Origin of the sequence: Halomarina rubra (genome assembly GCF_023699475.1) — an archaeon.
Lineage (GTDB): Archaea > Halobacteriota > Halobacteria > Halobacteriales > Haloarculaceae > Halomarina > Halomarina rubra.
In genome coordinates this window covers 298659-318459 of sequence record NZ_JALXFV010000002.1, presented here as the reverse complement: position 1 = coordinate 318459, position 19801 = coordinate 298659, and the positions used below count along the sequence as shown (strand labels likewise).

Below are 19801 nucleotides of genomic sequence, written 5' to 3'. Positions count from 1 at the left end.
TACCCACGTGGGACAGCCTCAGTGATTGTCGAGGAAGCGTTCGAGGCGGTCCATCGCAGTCCGGAGGTCGTCCATTCCTGTCGCATAGGAGACACGGAGATGGCCCGCACCACCGGCCCCGAACGCGTCGCCGGGGACCATGGCTACGCCCTCCGCTTCCAGCAACCCCTCGGCGAACGCTTCGGCGTCACCACCCGGTGCCTCGGGGAATAGGTAGAACGCGCCGGTCGCCTCGGGGCACTCGACACCCATCTCGCGGAACCGAGCGAGGACGAACCGACGGCGACGGTCGTATTGCGCGCACATCGACGTGACCTCCTCGTCGCACTCTCGCAGCGCGGTCAGCGCGGCGTGCTGGGCGGTCGTCGGGGCAGAGAGCATCGTGTACTGGTGGACGCGGTTCATCGCCCCGATGGCGTCGGCCGGGCCACAGGCGTAGCCAAGTCGTAGGCCCGTCATCGCGTACGCCTTCGAGAAGCCGTTGAACACGACCGTCCGTTCGCGCATCCCCGGCAGCGACGCGATGGAGACGTGCTCGCCCTCGTAGGTGAGTTCGGCGTAAATCTCGTCGGAGAGCACCGTCAGGTCGTGCTCGCGGGCGAACGCTGCGACGGCTTCCAGCCCCTCCCGGTCCATTGTCGCCCCCGTCGGATTGTTCGGGTAACAGAGCACGAGCATCTCGGCGTCGGCCGCCCCCGAACGCTCGAGCACCTCCGGTGTGAGCGCGAACCCGTCCTCGGCGCGGGTCGGCACCGGAATCGGCTCCGCGCCCGCGAACTGCACGCCGGGGACGTACGAGACGTACGACGGTTGGACGATGGCGACACCGTCGCCGGGGTCACACAGCGCGCGGAAGGCGAGGTCGATGGCCTCGCTCGCGCCCGCCGTGACGAGAATCTCGTCGTCGGGGTCGTAGTCGAGGTCGAAGCGCTCGACGTAGCGGGCGATCTCCTCGCGCAGTTCACGGGTCCCGCGGTTGGCGGTGTAGGACGTCCGACCGCGTTCGAGCGAGTCGATGGCGGCCTCTCGGGCGCGCCACGGCGCAGTGAAGTCGGGTTCGCCCACTCCGAGCGAGACGACGTCGTCGCGTTCCTCGGCCAACTCGAAGAACTTCCGGATGCCCGAGGGCGGTACCGAAGCGACCCGCTCGGAGACGTCGAACTCGCTCATGGCGTCACGGAGAGGCGGTCGTCGTCCTCACCGTCTTCGAACGCGATGCCGGCCTCCTTGTACGTCTGCATCACGAAGTGCGTCACCGTCTTCGTCACCTCCGGGACGGGCGCGATCTGGTCGCTGACGAACCGCGAGACCTCACGCATCGAGTCGGCTTCGACGTCGACCGCGAAGTCGTAGTCGCCACTGACGAGGCGTAGGCCGACCACCTCGTCGAACTTGGTGAGTCGGCGGGCGATGTCCTCGTAGCTCGTCTCGCGGTCGAGGGTGACGTCGAGTTCGACGACCGCTTCGACGCGTTCGTCGGCGGTGCGACCCGGGTCGACCACGGCGCGGTAGCCCCGAACGACGCCCTCCGCCTCCAGCGCGTCGAGTTCCGCACGGACCGTCTCCTCGTCGGCGTCCAACATCCGTGCGAGGTCGGCGACCGGCGTTCGGGCGTCCTCGGACAGCAGGTCGAGCAGTTCGTCGCGGTCCATGGCCGAGAGGGGAGCGTCGGCCAGTTAGCCCTACCGGCGGCCGCAGGGTTTGCGGACGCGAGGTCGCGACTCGGACCACCCTCGGCGACGGAAGACGGAGCGCTGGGAACCGACCGCTGACTCGACAGATTCTAGGACCGACCAGAACCGACGAGCAGCCTTGTACCCCCTTAGTGAGATATAACCTCACGATACAATTATAGGTCTTTGGACGGACACCACGGGTATGCGAAGTCACGCCGTCCAGACGGCTACGACGCTCTACGAGGCGGGCACACTGACGCTCGAACAGGCCGCGAAGCAGGCCGGTCTCTCCACCGAGCAGTTGGCCGCGCAGGTGGCCCCGCGCGACGTTGACCCGAGCGACGACGTCGACGGCGAGACCCCCGTCGTCGCCGACTGAACCGCGCACTTCCTCGCGTCGCTCTCGACTCACCAGCCTCGTCTCCACCGCTGGCGAGGCAAGGACCAACCCCTTTGTCCCCGCTCGCCGTACTGCGCGCATGGTCACGAAAGAGTCCGAGCAGACCATCGGCCGCGACGAACCGGCCCCTGCCTTCGACCTGCCGGGCACGAGCGGCGAGCGCTACTCGCTCGACGACTTCGCCGAGTACGAGGCGCTGTTGGTGGTGTTCACCTGCAACCACTGTCCGTACGCGCAGGCGAAGTTCGACCTGCTCAACGACCTCGCAGCGGAGTACGACGACGTCGCCGTCGTCGGCATCAACCCCAACGACGCCGAGCAGTACCCCGACGACTCGTTCGACCGGATGACCGAACTCGTCCGCGAGGGTACCGTCGCCTACGACGCGTATCTCCGCGACGAGACACAGGACGTCGCCCGTGACTACGGCGCGGTCTGCACGCCCGACCCGTTCCTGTTCCGCAACGAAGGTGGCCCCGAGGAGCCACGTTTCCTCCTGTCGTACCACGGCCGCCTCGACGACGCGCTGAACCCCGACGACGAACCGAGCGAGTTCTACGTCCGACAGGCCATCGACAGCGTCCTCGCGGGCGACCCCGTCGAGTTGGAGTTCCTCCCCTCCCGTGGCTGCTCCATCAAGTGGAGAGACGACTGACTCGCTTCCGCGAACTGAGTCACGTCACCGACTGCCGCCTCCCCGACAGTTTTCCAGCGTCCACTGGTAGCGTGACCCATGCGAGCAGCACGACTCCACGAGTACACCGACGAGATGGGCGACGCCCTCTCAATCGACGAGGTCGACGCGCCCGAAATCGACCGGTCGGGCGGCATCGTCGTCGACGTCGAAGGTGCGGGTTGGTGTCAGACGGACAACCACGTCGTCGAGGGGATGTGGGAGCAGTACATGCCCCAGGACCTCCCGATGACGCTCGGCCACGAGAACGCGGGCACCGTCGCCGCCGTCGGCGAGGAGGTGACGACCGTCGCGGAGGGCGACCAGGTCATCTGCCACCCGGTCGTCACCTGCGGGAAGTGTCGACCCTGCCGGCAGGGTGAGGACATGTACTGCGAGGACGTCGCGTTCCCGGGACTCTCCAGGGACGGCGGGTTCGCAGACCAGTTACTCACCTCCGAGCGTTCGGTCATCCCGCTCCCGGACGGCGTCGACCCCGCCGAAATCGCCCCGCACGCCGACGCCGGTATCACCGCCTATCACGCCGTCAAGAAGGCCGTCGCGGAACTGGTGCCCGGCGACTACGCCGTCGTGGTGGGCGTCGGCGGCCTCGGCCACATCGGAATCCAGTGTCTCGACGCGATGAGCGCGGCGACCATCGTCGCTCTCGACGTCAAAGGCGAGGCCCGCGACTTGGCAGAAGAACTCGGCGCGGCACACACGCTCGACCCGTCGAGCGAGGACGTCCCCGCGGAACTGGACGCGCTCACCGACGACCGTGGGGTGAAGCAGGTTCTGGACTTCGTGGGGGCGGACGAGACGCTCTCGCTCGCGCCGGACGTCGTCGCGGCGGGTGGGGACCACCACGTCGTCGGCTACGGCGGGCACGTCCACGAACCCGCCCAGGCGATGGTCAACGGCGAGTTCTCCTACCGCGGGACGCTCGTCGGCCAGTACACCGAGTTACAGGAACTCGTCGCGCTGGTCGAACAGGGCGACGTCGACCTTCGCACGACCCGCTACGGCCTGGAGGACATCAACGACGTGGCCGTACGCCTCGAACACGGCGAGATTGAGGGGCGAGCGGTCATCGTCCCGTAGTCACGGTCGGTACACCAGCGCCCACCGACTCCCTGCGCGTCGCCACGACGGAACGCGTATCCCCTCGCTCGCCGAACCGAGCGCCATGTCACCACGGCCCGACGAACGCGTCGACGGCGACCGTCTCCGAGAGGACATCGAACGCAACGGTTCGTTCGGCGCGACCGAGAGCGACGGTCACGGCCGGACCAACACGACCGGCAGCGACGCGAACCGCGAGGCCCGCGAGTACCTCGTCGGGCGCATGGACGACGCGGGCCTGACCGTCGACGTCGACGCCGTCGGCAACGTCGCGGGCTACTGGTCTCCGCCGACCGCCTCGGGCGCACCCGTCGCCGCGGGGAGCCACCTCGATTCGGTTCCCGACGGCGGCATCTTCGACGGCCCGCTCGGCGTCTACGCCGCGCTCGAAGCCGTCCGGGCGATGCAGGACGCCGGAGCGACACCGGAGCGCCCGGTCGCGGTCGTCTCGTTCACCGAGGAGGAGGGGACGACGTTCGCCTCCGGACTGCTCGGGTCGTCGGTCGCCAGCGGCGCGCGTTCGGTCGAGGAGGCGCTCGCGCTGACCGACGCCGACGGACGGACACTCAAGGACGCCCTCGACGCCATCGACTTTCGCGGCGAGGGTCGTCTCGACGCGAGCGAGTGGGACGCGTGGCTCGAACTCCACGTCGAACAGCACACCGACCTCGAACGCGCGGGCGCGCAGGCCGGCGTCGTCACCGACATCACGGGCATCACTCACTGCGAAGCGACGGTCACGGGCGAGGCGAACCACGCCGGAGCGACGCCGATGGGCGCAGAGCGGACCGACGCGCTCGCCGCGGCCAGCGAGTTCGTGTTGGCGATGGAAGCGGCCGCCGAGGAGCGCGTCGAGACCGACCTGGCAGCGGTCGCGACCGTCGGGTCGCTCGACGTCTCGCCGAACGCGACCAACGTCGTTCCGGGGCGCGTCGACACGGGCCTGGACGTCCGCAGCGTCGAGTACGACTCGATGAACCGCCTCTGTGACCGCGCCCGCGAGGAACTCGGCCGCCTCGAAGACGACCGCGGCGTCGAGACGACGTTCGAGCGCGGCTTCGACCTCGAACCGACGCCGATGGCCGAGCGCTGTCGGGAGGCACTCGCGACAGCGGGAGAGACGGCAGGTATCGAGACCCTGTCGCTGCACTCCGGGGCGGCCCACGACTCGATGTACGTCGCGAACGTCACCGACGCCGGGATGCTGTTCGCCCCCTCTCGGGACGGTATCTCGCACTCGCCCCGGGAGTGGACCGACTGGGCGGACTGCGAAGCGGCGACGCGCGTGTTGACCGGGGCACTGGCGACGCTCGCCGGTGCGGAGTAGTCTCGGGGGAGTTCAGGACACGGCCAGCGCCACGGCGAACACCTGACGCAGCGCCTCCGCCTGCAGGTCGAGGTCCATGCTCGCGGGAACGCTCCCGCCGCGTTCGGGGTGCTCGGCGCTCCGGATGGCGACGGTCGGCGTCGCGGGGAGGTGGACGAACCCCGCCGGGACGTCGCGGTCGGTCGCTCGGAGGTGGGCGAGCGTCGAGTACAGCGCGTCGTTACAGAGGTGCGTGCCCGCGGTGTTCGAGACGCGCGCCGGAACACCGCGCCGACGGAGGTGTTCGACCGTCTCGACGAGCGGGAGCGTCGCGAGGTGAGCGTCTGCCCCCGTGGGGTCGATGCGTTCGTCGAGCGGGTCGGCCTCGGCGTTGTCGGGCGTGCCCGCCGCGTCGGCGACGTTGACGCCGACCCGTTCGAGGCGAATCGCGGTCGCACCCGCCGCCAAACCGGTACAGACCACTGCCGCCGGGTCGTGGCGGTCGATTCGTTCGGCGAGACGCTCGCCGACGCCGTCGAACTCGACGGGGAGGACGGAGCCGACGACCTCGTGGTCGGCGACCGCCGTGCCGTCGAGGCGACGAGCGAGCTGTTCGCTCGGGTTCTCGTCGAACTCGCCGAACGGTTCGTAGCCGGTGAGGAGAACGGTCACGGCCCGACGAGGGGCGGCGGCGAGGAAAGTGGTTCCGGAGCGCCGAGCACGTCGGGGCGACGTGGGGTGCGCGAGGCAGAAGCGGACTCAGTCAGCCTTCGTCGTGGTGTCGCCGCGCGCGTCGCGCAGGCGGTCGAGCGGCGAGGTGAAGTCGTCCTCGCCCTCCGCGAGCGCCTCCCAGGCGGTGATGCCTCGCTCCTCGGGCGTCCCGGGGATGGTGTTGTCGAAGAACAGCGCGACGATGCCGCCGACGGCCATGCTCGTCGACCCGACGACGAACAGCGTGCCGCCGACCGCGGGCGTCGCGAGCACCTCGCCAACGAGCGGGACGCCTTCCAGCCCCGTCAGGAACCCCTCGCGGCCCGCAGTCGAGAGGTACCGCGGAATCGCGAGGCCGACGAAGATGGCGGTCCCGAGGACGAACAGGTTGCGCGAGGAGTCGAGGTCGACGTACTTCAGGTTCGAGAGGCCGACCGCGACGATCTGGCCGAACATCGCGACGAACAGACCGCCGACGATGGGGTCGGGGATGGTCGCGATGAGGCGGCCGAACGGCCCGAGGAAGCCGACGAAGAGCATGAACACCGCCCCGACCTGCACGACGAACCGCGAGGCGACGCCCGTGATGCCGATGGCCCCGACGTTCTCGGAGTAGGAGGTACAGCCACACGCGCCCATCAGGCCCGCGAAGGCGGTCATCAGCCCCTCCATCCCGATGCCGTTGTTGATGCGCCGTTCGTTCGGCGCGCCGACCCCGGAGAGTCGAGCGACGGCGTGGTAGTCCGCGAAGCTCTCGACGATGGAGGCGAGCACGCCCGCGAACATCCCGACGACGAACGACGTCTCGAAGCGCGGCATCCCGTACTGGAGCGGGTGGATGGCGTAGAACAGTTGCCCCTCCGTGACCGCGCCCAGGTCGACGTAGCTGTAGGAGCTCGACGGGTAGAACCCGACCACCGAGAGCGTCGCGGCGACGAGCCACGCGATGACGACGCCGAGCAGGACGGGGAACAGGTCGAACACCTTGCGCCGGTCGCCGAGGTACTGCGAGAACAGGACGATGAGGCCGAGCGTCAGCAGGAGGAGCCACCAGTTCTGCTGTGCGCCCTCGACGCTCGGAAGCACGTCGACGATCTGAGGAGCACCGACCAGCGAGAGACCGATGAGCGCGATGACGGGCGCGACCACCAGCGGCGAGAGGTACTTCCGGAGGCGACCGACGATACCGAAGTAGCCGATGGCGACCTCCGCGAGCGCGGCGGCGACGATGGCCCCCTGCAAGAACAACAGCTTGGACTGCCACCCGGGCATCCCGCCGAGAGCAGGCGCGGCCGCCACCACGGCGAGTGCCGGGGCGAGCAACGAGAACGGCGCGCCCTGGACGATGGGGTAGCGGTTCCCGAACGTCGTCTGGGCGAGCGTCGCGATGCCCGAGGCGACGAAGAACGTCCCGACGAACTTCCCGAGGACGGCCGGTTGGTCGGCGAAGCCGAGCGCCCCCGCGAGGATGAGCGGGACGGCGATGTTCGCCCCGACCATCGTGAGGTAGTGTTGGCCGCCGAGCAACAGCGCGGTCGGGAGCGGTGGTCTGTCCTCGATACCGTACGTGACGAGCGAGTCGTCCGCGGTCCCCTCCTCACCGTCGCCTGCGGTGTCGTCGACCCCTGACATGAGCTATCGGAGCCAAACGGAGCGACGAGTTAAACCCATCGACGTGTACCGACTAGGTCGTTCGACGACGCACCTGTACACGTTCGTGTATTCCACTCGCCGGGCTGCTCGCGGGCATACGACTTTGGCCGTCGCCGTCGAACGCGCCGTGCATGAACGACGTCGTACCCGAACGCGTCGAACGGTTCGCCAGACTGGTCGGCCCGCGTGGCGACGCGGTCGTCGCCGAGATGGACGCCTACGCCGAGAAGACGGGGTTCCCGACCGTCGGCCCCGCAGTCGGCGGCTGGTTGCAGGTGCTCGCTCGGATGGTCGACGCCGAGCGCGTCTTCGAGTTCGGGTCGGGCTTCGGCTACTCGGCGTACTGGTTCGCCGGAGCGATCCCCGAAGACGGCGAAATCGTCTGCTGTGAGTTCGACGCCGAGAACTGCGAACGCGCCCGCGAGTATCTGGCTCGCGGCGGTTACGACGACCGGACCGTCGTCGAGCAGGGCGACGCCTTCGACACGCTGGAGCGCTACGACGGCACGTTCGACGTCGTCCTCGTGGACAACGAGAAGGAGCGCTACGCGGAGGCGTTCGAGGCCGTCCGCGAGCAGGTCGCCCCCGGTGGCGTCGTGGTCGCGGACAACGCGATGACCGCCGGCCCCATCGAGTTCGACGCGCTGGTCGAACTCGTCGCGGGTGAGGACGTCGAGACGACCGAGGCGACTCGGGGTATCGCCGAGTACCTCGAGGCAGTCCGGGAGGACGACGAGTTCGAGACGGCCTTGATTCCAGTCGGCGAGGGCATTGCAGTTAGTTACCGTCGTTAGAAACGGTGCTAACAGTTAGGTGACGGCGCGCGCATTGTCGTCGTATGCCAGGAGGCACCGACCTCACACTTCGACCGTTCTTGTGGCGCGCGGAGAAACTCTACTCTGACCAGGAGATCGTCTCCCGGACCAGCGAAGGAATCACCCGATACGACTACGCGGAGTACGCCGACCGCGTCGCGCAGTTGGCGAACGCTCTCGACGAGTTGGGCATCGAAGAGGGCGACCGGGTGGGGACGTTCTGTTGGAACCAGCATCTCCACTTCGAGACCTACTTCGCCGCGCCGTCGATGGGCGCACAGCTCCACACTATCAACCCGCTGCTCCCGGCCGAGCACATCCGCTACATCGTCGACAACGCCGAGGACAAGGTGCTGTTCGTCGACCCCTCGTTGCTCCCGGCGCTCGAACCCGCGGTCCAGTCCCCGGAGTTCGACCACGTGAAACAGTTCGTCGTGATGGCCTCGGAGGTGCCGGAGACGGACCTCGACGTCGTCGCCTACGAGGAGTTCATCGCGGGCCACGACACCGAGTACGACTGGCCGGACGTGAGCGAGGACCAGCCGGCGGGGATGTGTTACACCTCGGGCACTACGGGCCGACCGAAGGGCGTCGAGTACACCCAGAAGATGCTCTGGGCGCACACGATGGAGTCGCTCACTCCGCAGGGCATCCCGATGGCCGACGACGACGTCGTCATGCCAGTCGTGCCGATGTTCCACGTCAACGCGTGGGGGATGCCGTTCACCGCGACTGCGGCGGGGGCGAAACAGGTGTTCCCCGGCCCCTCGCCCGACCCCGCCGACCTCGCGGGTCTCATCGAGGAGGAAGGCGTCACCATCACCGCCGGTGTCCCGACCGTCTGGTTGGGGCTGATGGACTACTGTAAGAACAACGACGTCGACATCTCCTCGCTCGACACCGTCATCGTCGGCGGGTCGGCCGCACCGCGGTCGATGGTCGAGTGGTTCGACGACCGCGACATCGAACTGCTCCACGCGTGGGGGATGACCGAGATGGCCCCCATCGGCAGTGTCGCCCACCTCAAATCCGACCTGGAGTCGGCCGACTACGAGACGCAGGTCGACCACCGCGTCAAGCAGGGGCTCATCGTCCCCGGACTGGAGTTCAAGGTGCTCGACGACGACGGCGAGGAGATCGCCTGGGACGGCGAGGAGTTCGGCGAACTGCTCGTCCGTGGCCCCTCGGTGACCACCGAGTACTTCGAACGGCCCGAGGCCAACGAGGAGGACTTCGAGGACGGCTGGCTCCGGACCGGCGACGTCGTCACCGTCGACCCCGAGGGCTACCTGAAGATCGTCGACCGTGCGAAGGACGTCATCAAGTCCGGCGGCGAGTGGATCTCGAGCGTCGAACTGGAGAACGCCATCATGGCCCACGACGACGTCGCCGAGGCGACCGTCATCGGCGTCCCCCACGAGAAGTGGCAGGAGCGCCCCGTCGCGTTCGTCGTGCCCGTCGAGGGGGCGGACCGCGACGCCATCCCCGAGGGCGTCATGGACCTCCTCCGTGAGGAGTACCCCAAGTGGTGGCTCCCCGACGACGTCGTGTTCATCGACGAGGTGCCCAAGACGGCGACGGGCAAGTTCTCGAAGAAGGACCTGCGCGAGCAGTACACCGACATGGAGGCGTTCGAGGGCAAGACGCCCGACGACGCCGCCCCTGAACAGGACGACTGAGGCCCCGTCCGACCCGTCGCTTTTCTTCGCCGTCACCGACGACCAGCCACCGCGAGGGACACCGACCGCTCGGAACCGACCGAAGCGTGGTAGGGAGTGGCTAACGGCGTTTTTCGTGCGTGTTGAACCAAATTAACGCATTGTAGAATATCTCTAAAAAAAGTAGTTATCCACTATTGAACTAATGCGGAAAGTCACAGAGTAGAGAACATGGGTTCCAACCCAGAGCAGGCCCCCAGTCGACGCACGAATCGCAACGCGACCAGTTCACGGAGGTCGGAGCGATGAGCCTTCGGAGAACGTCGCTCCGACTCACGTTCGCGCTCGTCCTCGTCACGAGCGTGGTCGCGGCCGGTCTCGGTGCCGGTGTCGCGGCCGCCGAGGTCGACGACCGATACCTGACGGAGTTCGCCGTCGAGAACACCACGGCGAACGCCTCCGGTGACGCCGTCGAGTACACGTACGACAACGCGACCGACACGGCGACGCTGAACGCGAGCGGTGACGACGTCGTCTACCGAGTCTCGGTGAAGGTCGACGAGCGCGTCTACGAGACGACGAACGCACCGGTGAGTCTCCTCCGCGCAGCGAACGTGACGGCCGCCGAAACGCCCGCGCTCGGCCCCGAGGCCGACACCGACGTCGTCGACGTGCAGTACGCAGACGGCACGGTCACTGTCACGAACGCCTCCGCCGCACAGGAGGTCGTCACACTCGCCGTCGACAGCACGCAGGTCGCACCCGGCCTCGACGCGAGCGCCGTCTGTGCGGACACCGCCGACGACATCGTCCGCTTCAACGTCTCGAACGACAACGCCGAGGCCGCCTCCGTCGACTACTTCGTCGAGGAGACCGGCGCGGACGGCACGCTGAACCTCAGCGCGAATGGTTCGGAGACGCTGGAGTTCAAGACGACCGCGCGCGGCGACGCGACGCTCGAACTGTACGCCGACGGGATGGTCGTCGAGACCGTCGACGCCTCGGAGACGACCGAGACCTGTGACCTCGACGAGCGGTTCAACATCCTGAACGCCTACCAGTTCGACCTCGTGGGTGGCGAACCAATCGAGAACATCGGCGACAACGAGACCGCGTTCTACAGCGACCAGAACCGTCTCGTCCAGGCCACGTCCGTCACCGACGACGGTGACGTCACGGCGACGTACCAGACGCCGGTCTCGGGCAACGCGACCGCGACGGTCGACAACTCGACGGTCACGTACGACGCCATCGAGTACGACGTCCGGAACGACACGGCGACGGTGACGGTCTCGCTCGACGAGAACGCGAGCACCAACACTACCGTCTCGCTGGCCGGCTACCAGCTCCCCGACGACACGGAGACGTACGACCGGTCGCTGGCCGGCGAGCAGATGTTCAAGGACGCCCAGACGGTGACGCTCTCGCCCGGCGAGACGGTGACGCTCGAAATCGTCGTCGAAGCCTGAGTCGGCGTCGACGACCCCCGCACGACAGTCCGACGTACCCCTCGTTTTTCGCGATCGCTTCCCCGACACGAGCGACAACTCGTTTGAATACGTTTCCAGTTCCGGGACGTACTTGGCGACCCCGACCCTACATCAGCCATGGACCTGCTCGAAGAGTCCGTGGTCCCGGAACACGCTCGCGACGTGAAGGCGGAAGCCCGCGCGTTCGCCGAGGAACACATCGCCCCCGCCGCCCAGGAGTACCACGACTCCGGTGAGTACCCGTGGGAGATTCTGGAGGCCGGGATGGACGCCGGACTCGTCGCCCAAGACATCTCCGAGGAGTACGGTGGCCGAGGACTCGACCTCTACGAGATATTCGCCATCGCCGAGGAGTTCTACCGCGCCGACGCCGGCATCGGCCTGACGATGATGCTCGCGTCGTTCGGCGCGGAGATCGTCGAGGAGTACGGCTCCGAGGAGCAGAAAGCGGAGTTCCTCCGCCCGGTCGCCGAGAACGACCAGATAACGGGACTCGCCGTCTCCGAACCCGACACGGGGAGCGACCTCGCCGGGATGACGACGAGCGCCGAGAAAGACGAGGAGGCCGGCGAGTGGGTGCTCAACGGCGAGAAGTACTGGATCGGTAACGCCGTCGAGGCCGACTGGCTCACCCTCTACGCGAAGACCAGCGACGGCGAGGACCGCTACGGCAACTACTCGATGTTCATCGTCCCGACGGACGCGCCGGGCTACGAGGCCGAACACATCCCCGAGAAGATCGGGATGCGCGCCTCGAAACAGGGCCACATCGTCCTCGACGACTGTCGCATCCCCGAGGAGAACCTCGTCGGCGTCGAGGGTGCGGGGTTCTACATGCTCGCGGAGTTCTTCAACCACGGCCGCATCGTCGTGGGCGGTCACGGCCTCGGTCTCGCCGCCGCCGCCATCGAGGAGGCGTGGGAGTTCGTCCACGACCGCGAGGCGTTCAGCCGCGACGTCTCGGAGTTCCAGGCCGTCCAGCACATCCTCGCGGACATGCGCATGGAGTTCGAGGCCGCTCGCTCGCTCAACTGGCGGGCCGCGAAGAAGGTCGCCGAGGGCGAGAACGCCGGCTTCTGGGCCGCGAGCGCGAAGACGAAGTCCACCGAGGTGGCGAACTTCTGTGCCGAGCGCGCGATGCAGCTCCACGGCGGGCGCTCTATCCTCCAGGAACGGCGCGTCTCGCGGGTGTACCGCGACGTCCGCATTCCCGTCATCTACGAGGGTGCCAACGAGATCCAACGCAACCTCATCTACCGCCAGTCGAAGTATTGAGCGGGCGTCACACGACGACCGCTCGGCGACCGTTTCCGCAGGCACAAGGTTTTCTCGGCCGGCGTGAGTTCCGGCCCGTATGCAGACGTCCACACTCGTCATGCTCGTCGGCCTCGGCCTGCTCGTGTTCCCGGAACCCGCGACGACGCTCGTCGGCCTCGTCGTGTTGCTCGTCGGCGTCGCGATGCGCCTGCTCTGAGCGGCGACGTTCGCGGCCACACTCCTGCTCACCGGTCACGTCGGTGAGTGGCGACGCCGTGGCCGCCGTCGCCTCAGAACCCCTCCGGAGGCAGGGTCGTCGTCTCGGGGAACAGCGCGTCGAGCGTCGCGACGGCGTCGTCGTCGGCCGACAGCCGACCGACCGTCCGGAGGTCGCTCGCCGTCCGGTAGCCGAACGCGAGTTGCGACAGCGGCCCGACGTCGACGGCCACGTCCGCGTCGTTCCCTTCCGTGTCGTCGCCGTCGTCGGCACCGGTTGCGACCCCCGAGTCCAGTCGCTCGCAGGTCGCCGTCCCGTCCTCGACGGTCAGTTCGTAGCTCGCGTCGTTCCACGTCGCCAGCTCGTCGGTGACGGCGAGGCCGACCCGCCCGTCGACCTCGTCCGGGTAGTCGAGCGCTTCGAGCGCGCGCCTCACGTCGACCAGTCGGCCCATCGGACCGGGGTGCAGTTCGATGGAGACGTCCCGCGGGTCGGTGACGAGGTCGAACAGCCGGGTGTCCGGGCGGTCGTACAGTTCGACGGTCGAGACCTGCGAGTCGTGGTACCGGCAGAACCGGAACAGTTCGACGCGGGCGGCGTGGTCGACCGCGCCGCGCTCGTGGACCTTCAGGGTCCGGCCGTCGTCGCCGTCGTCGACGGTGTAGACGACGTAGCCGACGAGTTCGGACTCGCCGTCGGCCGACTCGCGTTCGACACCGGCGACGTACGGGTCCTTCCGCCAGCCCTTGAACACGCGTTTTCGCCACCACTCCTCGGTCCGGTAGCACGCGAGCGTCTGGTCGTTGGCGGCGCGGTAGACGCGCTCGCAGTCCGCCCATCGGTCGGCGTCGAGTTCGACGAACCGGCCGTCGGGGTCGACCCGGTCGACGAAGTCGAGGTCGTCCGGCGCGACGCTCACCTCGGCGTACTCGGTGACCGTCGCCCACCCGAACTTCGCATAGAAGGGGTGTTCGAACGGCCAGAGCAGGGAGAACCACGCTTCGCGCTCGCGATACTCTTCGAGGGACTCCGAGAGCAGGCGGCGGACGAGCCCTCGTCGGCGGTTCCACGGCGGCGTCGACACCGCCGAGAGCCCCGGCACCTCCAGGGGCGTGCCACGGACGTCGAGCGTGAACCAGTAGTGACGACCGGTACAGAGCAACTCGTCGCCGTCGTAGATGCCGCGTCGTGCCCCTGGTTGTGCGGGGGCGGGCACGTCCTCCTCGTCCTCGACGGTCTCGTGTGTCTCCGTCGGCCGGAACGCGTAGGTCAGCAGGCGACGGAACTCGTCGCGGTCCTCGTCGGGGACCGCGCGGTACTGAAGGGTCATAGCGGCGATGGACGGGGAGGGGAGATAAACGCACCCCAGCGGTGTGAGCCGGTGCCACCCGCCGTCGTGAGGGCGTTCCGGGAGCGGTCCGACGGCCGAGACGGTCTCACCTCCGACCGCTCAGGCGGGAACCGGACCGAACGCGGTTCGGAGGTCGTCGCTCGGGTCGAGAGCGTCGAGTTCCGCGGCGACGTCGACGCCGTCGAGCACTCCGAGTGACTCGCCGCGCTTGGTCGCACGACGTTTCAGACTCGCGACGTGGTGGAGGTACGAGAGGCGCAGCAGTCGCAGTGCGCCGGACTCGCTGCCGACGTCGAGGTAGTAGCTCACCCACCCCGACTCGGGGTAGAGGTGGTGGACATCGGTCACCCTCTCGGCGACCAGGACGTCCCGGACCGGTCGGGTGAGTGGGACGTCGACGTGGCGGGTGCCGTGGACGTGGCCGAACTCCCGGCCGCCGACGGCGAACTCCCGGCCGCCGAACCGGTGGGGTTCGACGCGGACGCCGGGCCAGTGGCTGACTGTCGAGACGATGTCGCTCATTGTTGGGCCGCCGACGAGGGTGGACGCTCGCCAGCGGTTGTGAGAGATAGGCACGCGCGGAGCATCAACTGCGCGCTCGGCGTGGCGCGAGCGGGCTACTCGAGGTCGCTGTCGCCCGTCAGGAGGCGATAGCTGGCGAGCGTGTCGCGCATCGTCGCCCCCTCGTCGGTCCCCTTCTCCTCGGTGCCGTAGGTGACCCACTGCGTCGCGGTGTCGTGGTGGGTGTAGCTGTACATCTCGAACCCGTCGGCGGTCTCGACGACGACGTCGAGGACGGCGTCCTCGGGCGGGTTCGGACCGAGGAGGGCGGTCCGGGTCGCGTCGTCGTGGTCCAGCACCCACACCGCGACGGCGGCCTCGCGGTCGAACAGCAGGTCGCGGGCGTCGGCCTCCGAGAGCGGGCCCTCGGGCCAGTCGTCGGCTGGTTCGGGTTGCATCCGACCGTCGGTGTCACTCATGGCGGGGGCTACTCCCGGCGGTGACTTAGGCGTGGTCGCTGCCAGCCGGTGTCGTCACTCGGTCAGGGTGAAAACGGAAGAGAACCGGTCGATTACGCGCGGCGCTCGACGGTGTCGAGGACTTCGCCCTCGATCTCGGCGGCACCGCCGGTCGGGCGGACGAGGACGTGGCCACAGACGGCACACGCGACCTCGGTCGACGCCTTCCCGAAGACGACCTGTTCGTTCTCGCAGTCCGGGCACTTGACGGAGTGGAAGTTTCCTGCCATCGTCTTACTCCTGGAACTCCAGACGGCCTGCGCGCCATCCCTCGCGGAGGTGGGCCTTGCCACAGTCGCTGCAGCGGTAGACGAGGTCCGTCTTCTTGGTGGGCTTGTCGCCACCGGGGACCTTCGAGAACTTACCGCTGTTACCGATACCGGTGCCGCGGCGTCGGCGCTGACGGTCGTTGACCTTCTTCATCCCGGAGGAGCGGCCACTGCGGACCTTCTCCACCTCGTGCTCGTTGTGGGTCTCACAGTACGGGCAGTACGTGTTGAACCGGCGTGGCATCTGCATGGTTGGTTGGAGAACGGTTCTTCCCCGTGGCTTAAAACCCGTTTGGTCTGTGCCCGCCCCACAGCGCCGCCACGTGACCGATTCTCATGGGTTCGGGACCGTCGACTCCGTATCGGAGTAGTAGCACACGCAATTAATTTTATGTTCTTCTGTCCAGAGATGTAGTCGAGCGTGGTCGTCGGTCGGTCGGCGGTCCGTTCACAGAGACATCCATGCGAGAGTCATCCATCTCACGACGACGTTTCGTCCGCCGAACCGCCACCGTCGCCGCCGGCGCGACGCTCCTCGGGTCGGTCGGGGGGACTGCGAGCGCCGCGACGGTCCCGCCCTACGTCAGCACGCGCGGGCACTTCGACGGCGACGCGAACCTGACGGCGGGCCACGGCACGTTCGACTACGACACCGTCGGCACCGTCCCGGGTATCGACGGCGCGTGTGCGAGTGACCTGCTCGTGTTCGTCCACGGGTGGAAGAAGAAAGGCGACGACGCGGACGCCGAGCAGGCCGCCCGCGAGAAGTTCGCCCACGCGAAGTCGACCCTCGAAGCCGACGGGTACTGGGGGACGACCATCGGCTACTCCTGGGACAACAACGAGGGGAGCGGGTGGGACTCGGGGTGGGGCACCGCCCAGGACATCGCCGTCCAGAACGGGTCGAAACTGGCGCAGTTCCTGCTCGACTACAAGTACTACTGTGGCGGAACCGTCCGGGTCGCCTGTCACTCGCTGGGCGCGGAGGTGACGTTCAGCGCCCTCGAAGCCCTCGACGCCTCGTCGTACTGGGACGACCAGGGTTGGCGCGTCGAGTCCGTCCACGTCCTCGGCGGTGCGGTGGACAACGAACGGCCCACGCTCGAACACGGCGACGGGTACTACGCCGTCGCCAACGAGACCCGCGCGACGTTCAACTACTACTCCGAGGACGACAACGTCCTCTCGACGGCGTACAACACCATCGAGTTCGACCAGGCGCTCGGTGAGACCGGCAAGGAGTCGGGCAACACCGCCCCCAGGAACTACACCGACTACGACGCCACCGCGCAGGTCGGCAGCGATCACTCGGGCTACCTCGACAACTGCACCGACGAGATGGTGTACCACATGGACAACGTCTCGTACTTCGACTGAGCGCGTAGCCGCTCGTGCTCTCGGGGACCCGCACCGCCTCGTCGTCGGGTCCGAGAACTCGAAGCGCTTAACCGCCCATCGGGCAGAGGACGACACATGAAGAACCTCATCATCCACGGCGACCCCGGCATCCGGAAGGACGCCGTCATCGAGTACGGTGACGAGGAGGTCGTCTGCTTCGCCATCAACCGCCAGGGCGACTGGCACGGCCCCGACGAACCCCAGTTGTGGTGTACGGTGGGTCAGCCCGAGGAGAAGGAGACGTTCGAACGCCGGGAGTACATCCCGATGCACCTCGACACCGAGGCCGTCGACGCCGATGCCATCACCGTGAAGAAGGCCAAGGGCGACCTCGCGATATAGTCACAGAGCGGACGCGGTACGGACGCGGTGCGGATGCGGTAGACGCCAGCGCTGTCGTACCGCGAGAGAGCGAGCGGCCTTTTTAATCGACGTTTTTCGAGGAGTGGTGGGCGAGCAAAGCGAGCGCACCCGACGAAGAAAAAAGTCGAAGGATTGAGTTAGCCCGGTAGCCAAACACCGGTATGACCGACGAGACGGGACTGAAGCGTCGCGACTTCCTCCGCGCCGCGACCGTTGGCGGAGTCGTCGCCGCGGGAACCGCGGGGACGGCGAGCGCACAGGAAGGCAACGAGAGCGGTGGCGGCGGTGGCGGCAGTGGCCAGCCCGTCGACTACGGGATTTCGGGTGCGAACGGTTACGAGGGCCCCCAGAGCGGGACGGACGCGACCGGGGAGTCGGAGGTCACCATCCAGGTGGGTGTGGGGCCGAACGAGTACTCGTTCGACCCGGTGGCGGTCCACGTCGACCCCGGCACGACCATCGTCTGGGAGTGGCAGTCGTCGGGCCACAACGTCCACGCGACCAGTGGCGCGGAGTTCGAGAGTCCGCTGCAGGGCAGTGGCACCTTCGAGTGGACGGTACCCGACGACGTCTCGGGCATCGTCGAGTACCAGTGTGACCCCCACGCCGGCAGCGGGATGCTCGGCGCGCTCGCCGTCGGCTCCGACGTGCCGCGGGCCGCTCCGGTTGCGGCAGCCGAACCGGTCGTCGGAGACGCGCCGAAGACCCTCGGTATCGCGACGCTCATCGCGATGGTCTCGACGCTCGGTCTGGCCTTCTTCTTCCTGAAGTACGGCGGCGACTACGAGGACTGAGTCGGACACTCCTTCGTCTCTGCCACTATCGACGGTGAGCGACGCGTCCGCCCGGTGGTCACACCGAGTCCGGCGAGTCGTGGACGACGAGTTCGACGGGGCGGTCTTCGCCTTCGAGGTCGGCGACGATGCGCCGGACGATGCGCTCGGCCTCCTCCTTGATCTTCGGCTTGACCTTCTCGACGACCCAGCCGAAGGAGACGAACGCGGGGAGGTTGATGGCGCTCTTGTCCGCGGAGTCCGGGTTGAACTCGACGTAGATGCTCACCCGACAGGCGTCGTCTCTCCCCGCGGGCGCTTTCTCGGGGACGTGGTCGACGATCCACGCGCCGCGGGCGTCGATGTCCTTGACGATGGCCCAGTCGATGCGCTCGGGTGGGGTGACGTCGGTCACCCGCGAGCGGGTGGTGTAGTTCAGCTTCCACCAGGAGAACGTGATGTCGTACTCGGTCCCCGGCGTCCCGTCGCCGTGGCGTTGCACGCCCGTCAGATGCTTCGAGTAGTCGGCGTACCCCGGGAAGTCCATGAGAAAGTCGTACACCTCCTCGGGCGGCAGATACACCAGCGTGCTGACCTTGACGGTGTCCACACCAGCGCTACTTCGGGGGTGGGTGTAAGTGTTCGCCCGCCCGACGGGGGCGAGACCGGCCGCGAGCGGGAAACCGAACCGCTTGTACCGCGGCCTCGCCGAGTCACACCATGCACGAGACGACCGACCACACCGACGTCCTCGTCGTCGGTGGCGGTCTCGCCGGCCTCACCGCGGGACTGTTCACCGCCCGCGCCGGACTCGACACCCTGCTCGTCCGAGCGGACGAGTCCATCCTCCGTCGCAACGCTCACGTCGAGAACTTCCCCGGGTTCCCGGCCGGTGTCAACCCCCGCACCCTGCTCGACATGACCGAGCGACAGGCTCGCGACGCCGGCTGTTCGGTCCGCGAGGGGACCGTCACCGACGTTCGAGCGGCTCCCGACATCGCCGGGAGCGCCGCCGAGGCCGAGGCCGACACTGCAGCGGCCCACGACCCTCGGTTCGAGGTGGCCGTCGACGGCGACCGACTGCTCGCCGCCTTCGTCGTCGTCGCGACGAAGAACGACGTGGGGTTCCTCGACTCGATCGACGTCGGCGTCGTGAAACGCGGCTCGAAGACGTACCTCGACTGCGAGGCCGACGGTCGAACCGACGTCGACGGCCTGTACGCAGCAGGTCGGGTCGCCGAACGGCCCCACCAGGCCGTCGTCGCCGCCGGCCACGGCGCGGAGACCGCCCTGCGTCTCGTCGACGACTCCGACGTGCCGTTCTACCACGACTGGGTCGCCCCAGAGGGCTACTTCTCGGGCCGTGACCGGGAGATACCTCCGGGCTGTGAGGAGATCGACGACGAAGAACGCGAGCGCCGCGAACGCGACTCGATGGCGACGATGACCGAGTGGTTCGCCGAACCCCACGCCGACGCGCCGACGCCCCACCCGAGCCTCGTCGACGACGAGTAACGCGTCTTTCCCCGAAGAACCCGGTCCGCAGGTTCAAGGCAGAGTGCGTGACCAGGGTCGCCCGTGAACTGACCCGTCCCGGCGGACGGTCTCGCGGGGCACGACGACCCCGGCCCCGGAAGGGAGTACGTCACC

The 19801-nt window shown here is 67.9% G+C and carries 22 protein-coding genes; 12 read left to right on the top strand and 10 right to left on the bottom strand.

Annotated elements, in window-relative coordinates; all coding sequences use genetic code 11:
* Nucleotides 1-18: 18 nt before the first annotated feature.
* Together M1L36_RS02925 and M1L36_RS02920 are read right to left on the bottom strand one after the other, a co-directional pair.
* Nucleotides 19-1170, bottom strand: coding sequence for a pyridoxal phosphate-dependent aminotransferase (locus M1L36_RS02925; RefSeq protein WP_250872218.1), 1152 nt, complete (start codon nt 1168-1170; stop codon nt 19-21).
* Entirely contained in the window at nt 1167-1652 is a 486-nt protein-coding gene (locus M1L36_RS02920; RefSeq protein ID WP_250872217.1) for an Lrp/AsnC family transcriptional regulator, read from the bottom strand. The genes M1L36_RS02925 and M1L36_RS02920 overlap by 4 nt, the downstream gene beginning before the upstream one ends.
* Before the next feature lie 226 nt (nt 1653-1878).
* Between M1L36_RS02920 and M1L36_RS02915 the strand changes: the two genes are divergently transcribed.
* The 4 genes from M1L36_RS02915 to M1L36_RS02900 all read left to right on the top strand — a co-directional run bounded on the left by M1L36_RS02915 (nt 1879) and on the right by M1L36_RS02900 (nt 5198).
* Nucleotides 1879-2055: a DUF7317 family protein gene (locus tag M1L36_RS02915; RefSeq protein ID WP_250872216.1), complete on the top strand. Its 177-nt coding sequence runs from the start codon at nt 1879-1881 to the stop codon at nt 2053-2055.
* A 100-nt stretch (nt 2056-2155) separates the two neighbouring features.
* Nucleotides 2156-2731, top strand: a complete 576-nt coding sequence (locus M1L36_RS02910) for a thioredoxin family protein (protein WP_250872215.1) — start codon at nt 2156-2158, stop codon at nt 2729-2731.
* 78 nt (nt 2732-2809) lie between these two features.
* The gene (locus M1L36_RS02905; RefSeq protein ID WP_250872214.1) at nt 2810-3850 is read left to right on the top strand and encodes an NAD(P)-dependent alcohol dehydrogenase; all 1041 of its coding nucleotides are present in this window, start codon (nt 2810-2812) and stop codon (nt 3848-3850) included.
* Between the two features lie 85 nt (nt 3851-3935).
* Complete coding sequence (locus tag M1L36_RS02900; RefSeq protein WP_250872213.1) at nt 3936-5198, top strand: M20 family metallo-hydrolase; 1263 nt, start codon at nt 3936-3938, stop codon at nt 5196-5198.
* Nucleotides 5199-5210: 12 nt separating this feature from the next.
* Here M1L36_RS02900 and M1L36_RS02895 read toward each other — a convergent pair whose 3' ends face one another.
* On the bottom strand, nt 5211-5849 hold the full coding sequence (locus tag M1L36_RS02895; protein ID WP_250872212.1) for a pyroglutamyl-peptidase I: 639 nt from the start codon (nt 5847-5849) through the stop codon (nt 5211-5213).
* 87 nt (nt 5850-5936) lie between these two features.
* Entirely contained in the window at nt 5937-7520 is a 1584-nt protein-coding gene (locus tag M1L36_RS02890) for a uracil-xanthine permease family protein (RefSeq protein WP_250872211.1), read from the bottom strand.
* Nucleotides 7521-7672: 152 nt separating this feature from the next.
* On the opposite strand from M1L36_RS02890, the gene M1L36_RS02885 reads away from it, so the two are divergent.
* The 4 genes from M1L36_RS02885 (at nt 7673) to M1L36_RS02870 (ending at nt 12779) form a co-directional block, all read left to right on the top strand.
* Nucleotides 7673-8335 carry an O-methyltransferase gene (locus M1L36_RS02885; RefSeq protein ID WP_250872210.1) on the top strand — a complete coding sequence of 221 codons (663 nt, stop codon included), beginning with the start codon at nt 7673-7675 and terminating at the stop codon, nt 8333-8335.
* 44 nt (nt 8336-8379) lie between these two features.
* Nucleotides 8380-10035: a long-chain fatty acid--CoA ligase gene (locus M1L36_RS02880; RefSeq protein ID WP_250872209.1), complete on the top strand. Its 1656-nt coding sequence runs from the start codon at nt 8380-8382 to the stop codon at nt 10033-10035.
* A 284-nt stretch (nt 10036-10319) separates the two neighbouring features.
* Nucleotides 10320-11483, top strand: coding sequence for a hypothetical protein (locus M1L36_RS02875; protein ID WP_250872208.1), 1164 nt, complete (start codon nt 10320-10322; stop codon nt 11481-11483).
* 138 nt (nt 11484-11621) lie between these two features.
* On the top strand, nt 11622-12779 hold the full coding sequence (locus M1L36_RS02870) for an acyl-CoA dehydrogenase family protein (protein WP_250872207.1): 1158 nt from the start codon (nt 11622-11624) through the stop codon (nt 12777-12779).
* Between the two features lie 272 nt (nt 12780-13051).
* Here the strand turns inward: M1L36_RS02870 and M1L36_RS02860 are convergent, their stop codons facing one another.
* The 5 genes from M1L36_RS02860 to M1L36_RS02840 form a co-directional block, all read right to left on the bottom strand.
* The gene (locus M1L36_RS02860; protein WP_250872205.1) at nt 13052-14308 is read right to left on the bottom strand and encodes a GNAT family N-acetyltransferase; all 1257 of its coding nucleotides are present in this window, start codon (nt 14306-14308) and stop codon (nt 13052-13054) included.
* Nucleotides 14309-14428: 120 nt separating this feature from the next.
* Entirely contained in the window at nt 14429-14851 is a 423-nt protein-coding gene (locus M1L36_RS02855) for a luciferase domain-containing protein (protein ID WP_250872204.1), read from the bottom strand.
* 95 nt (nt 14852-14946) lie between these two features.
* A complete protein-coding gene (locus M1L36_RS02850) occupies nt 14947-15309 on the bottom strand; it encodes a hypothetical protein (RefSeq protein WP_250872203.1) in 363 nt (120 codons plus the stop codon).
* A gap of 92 nt (nt 15310-15401) precedes the next feature.
* Entirely contained in the window at nt 15402-15578 is a 177-nt protein-coding gene (locus M1L36_RS02845) for a 30S ribosomal protein S27e (RefSeq protein WP_250872202.1), read from the bottom strand.
* A 4-nt stretch (nt 15579-15582) separates the two neighbouring features.
* Nucleotides 15583-15867, bottom strand: coding sequence for a 50S ribosomal protein L44e (locus M1L36_RS02840; RefSeq protein WP_250872201.1), 285 nt, complete (start codon nt 15865-15867; stop codon nt 15583-15585).
* 212 nt (nt 15868-16079) lie between these two features.
* Between M1L36_RS02840 and M1L36_RS02835 the strand changes: the two genes are divergently transcribed.
* The 3 genes from M1L36_RS02835 to M1L36_RS02825 all read left to right on the top strand — a co-directional run bounded on the left by M1L36_RS02835 (nt 16080) and on the right by M1L36_RS02825 (nt 18172).
* On the top strand, nt 16080-16994 hold the full coding sequence (locus M1L36_RS02835; RefSeq protein ID WP_250872200.1) for a hypothetical protein: 915 nt from the start codon (nt 16080-16082) through the stop codon (nt 16992-16994).
* 96 nt (nt 16995-17090) lie between these two features.
* Nucleotides 17091-17357 carry an HAH_0734 family protein gene (locus M1L36_RS02830; protein WP_250872199.1) on the top strand — a complete coding sequence of 89 codons (267 nt, stop codon included), beginning with the start codon at nt 17091-17093 and terminating at the stop codon, nt 17355-17357.
* Nucleotides 17358-17539: 182 nt separating this feature from the next.
* Nucleotides 17540-18172 carry a plastocyanin/azurin family copper-binding protein gene (locus tag M1L36_RS02825; protein ID WP_250872198.1) on the top strand — a complete coding sequence of 211 codons (633 nt, stop codon included), beginning with the start codon at nt 17540-17542 and terminating at the stop codon, nt 18170-18172.
* Between the two features lie 58 nt (nt 18173-18230).
* Here the strand turns inward: M1L36_RS02825 and M1L36_RS02820 are convergent, their stop codons facing one another.
* Nucleotides 18231-18761: a type II toxin-antitoxin system RatA family toxin gene (locus M1L36_RS02820; RefSeq protein WP_250872197.1), complete on the bottom strand. Its 531-nt coding sequence runs from the start codon at nt 18759-18761 to the stop codon at nt 18231-18233.
* A 110-nt stretch (nt 18762-18871) separates the two neighbouring features.
* On the opposite strand from M1L36_RS02820, the gene M1L36_RS02815 reads away from it, so the two are divergent.
* Nucleotides 18872-19666, top strand: a complete 795-nt coding sequence (locus M1L36_RS02815; RefSeq protein WP_250872196.1) for an FAD-binding protein — start codon at nt 18872-18874, stop codon at nt 19664-19666.
* Nucleotides 19667-19801 lie beyond the last annotated feature (135 nt).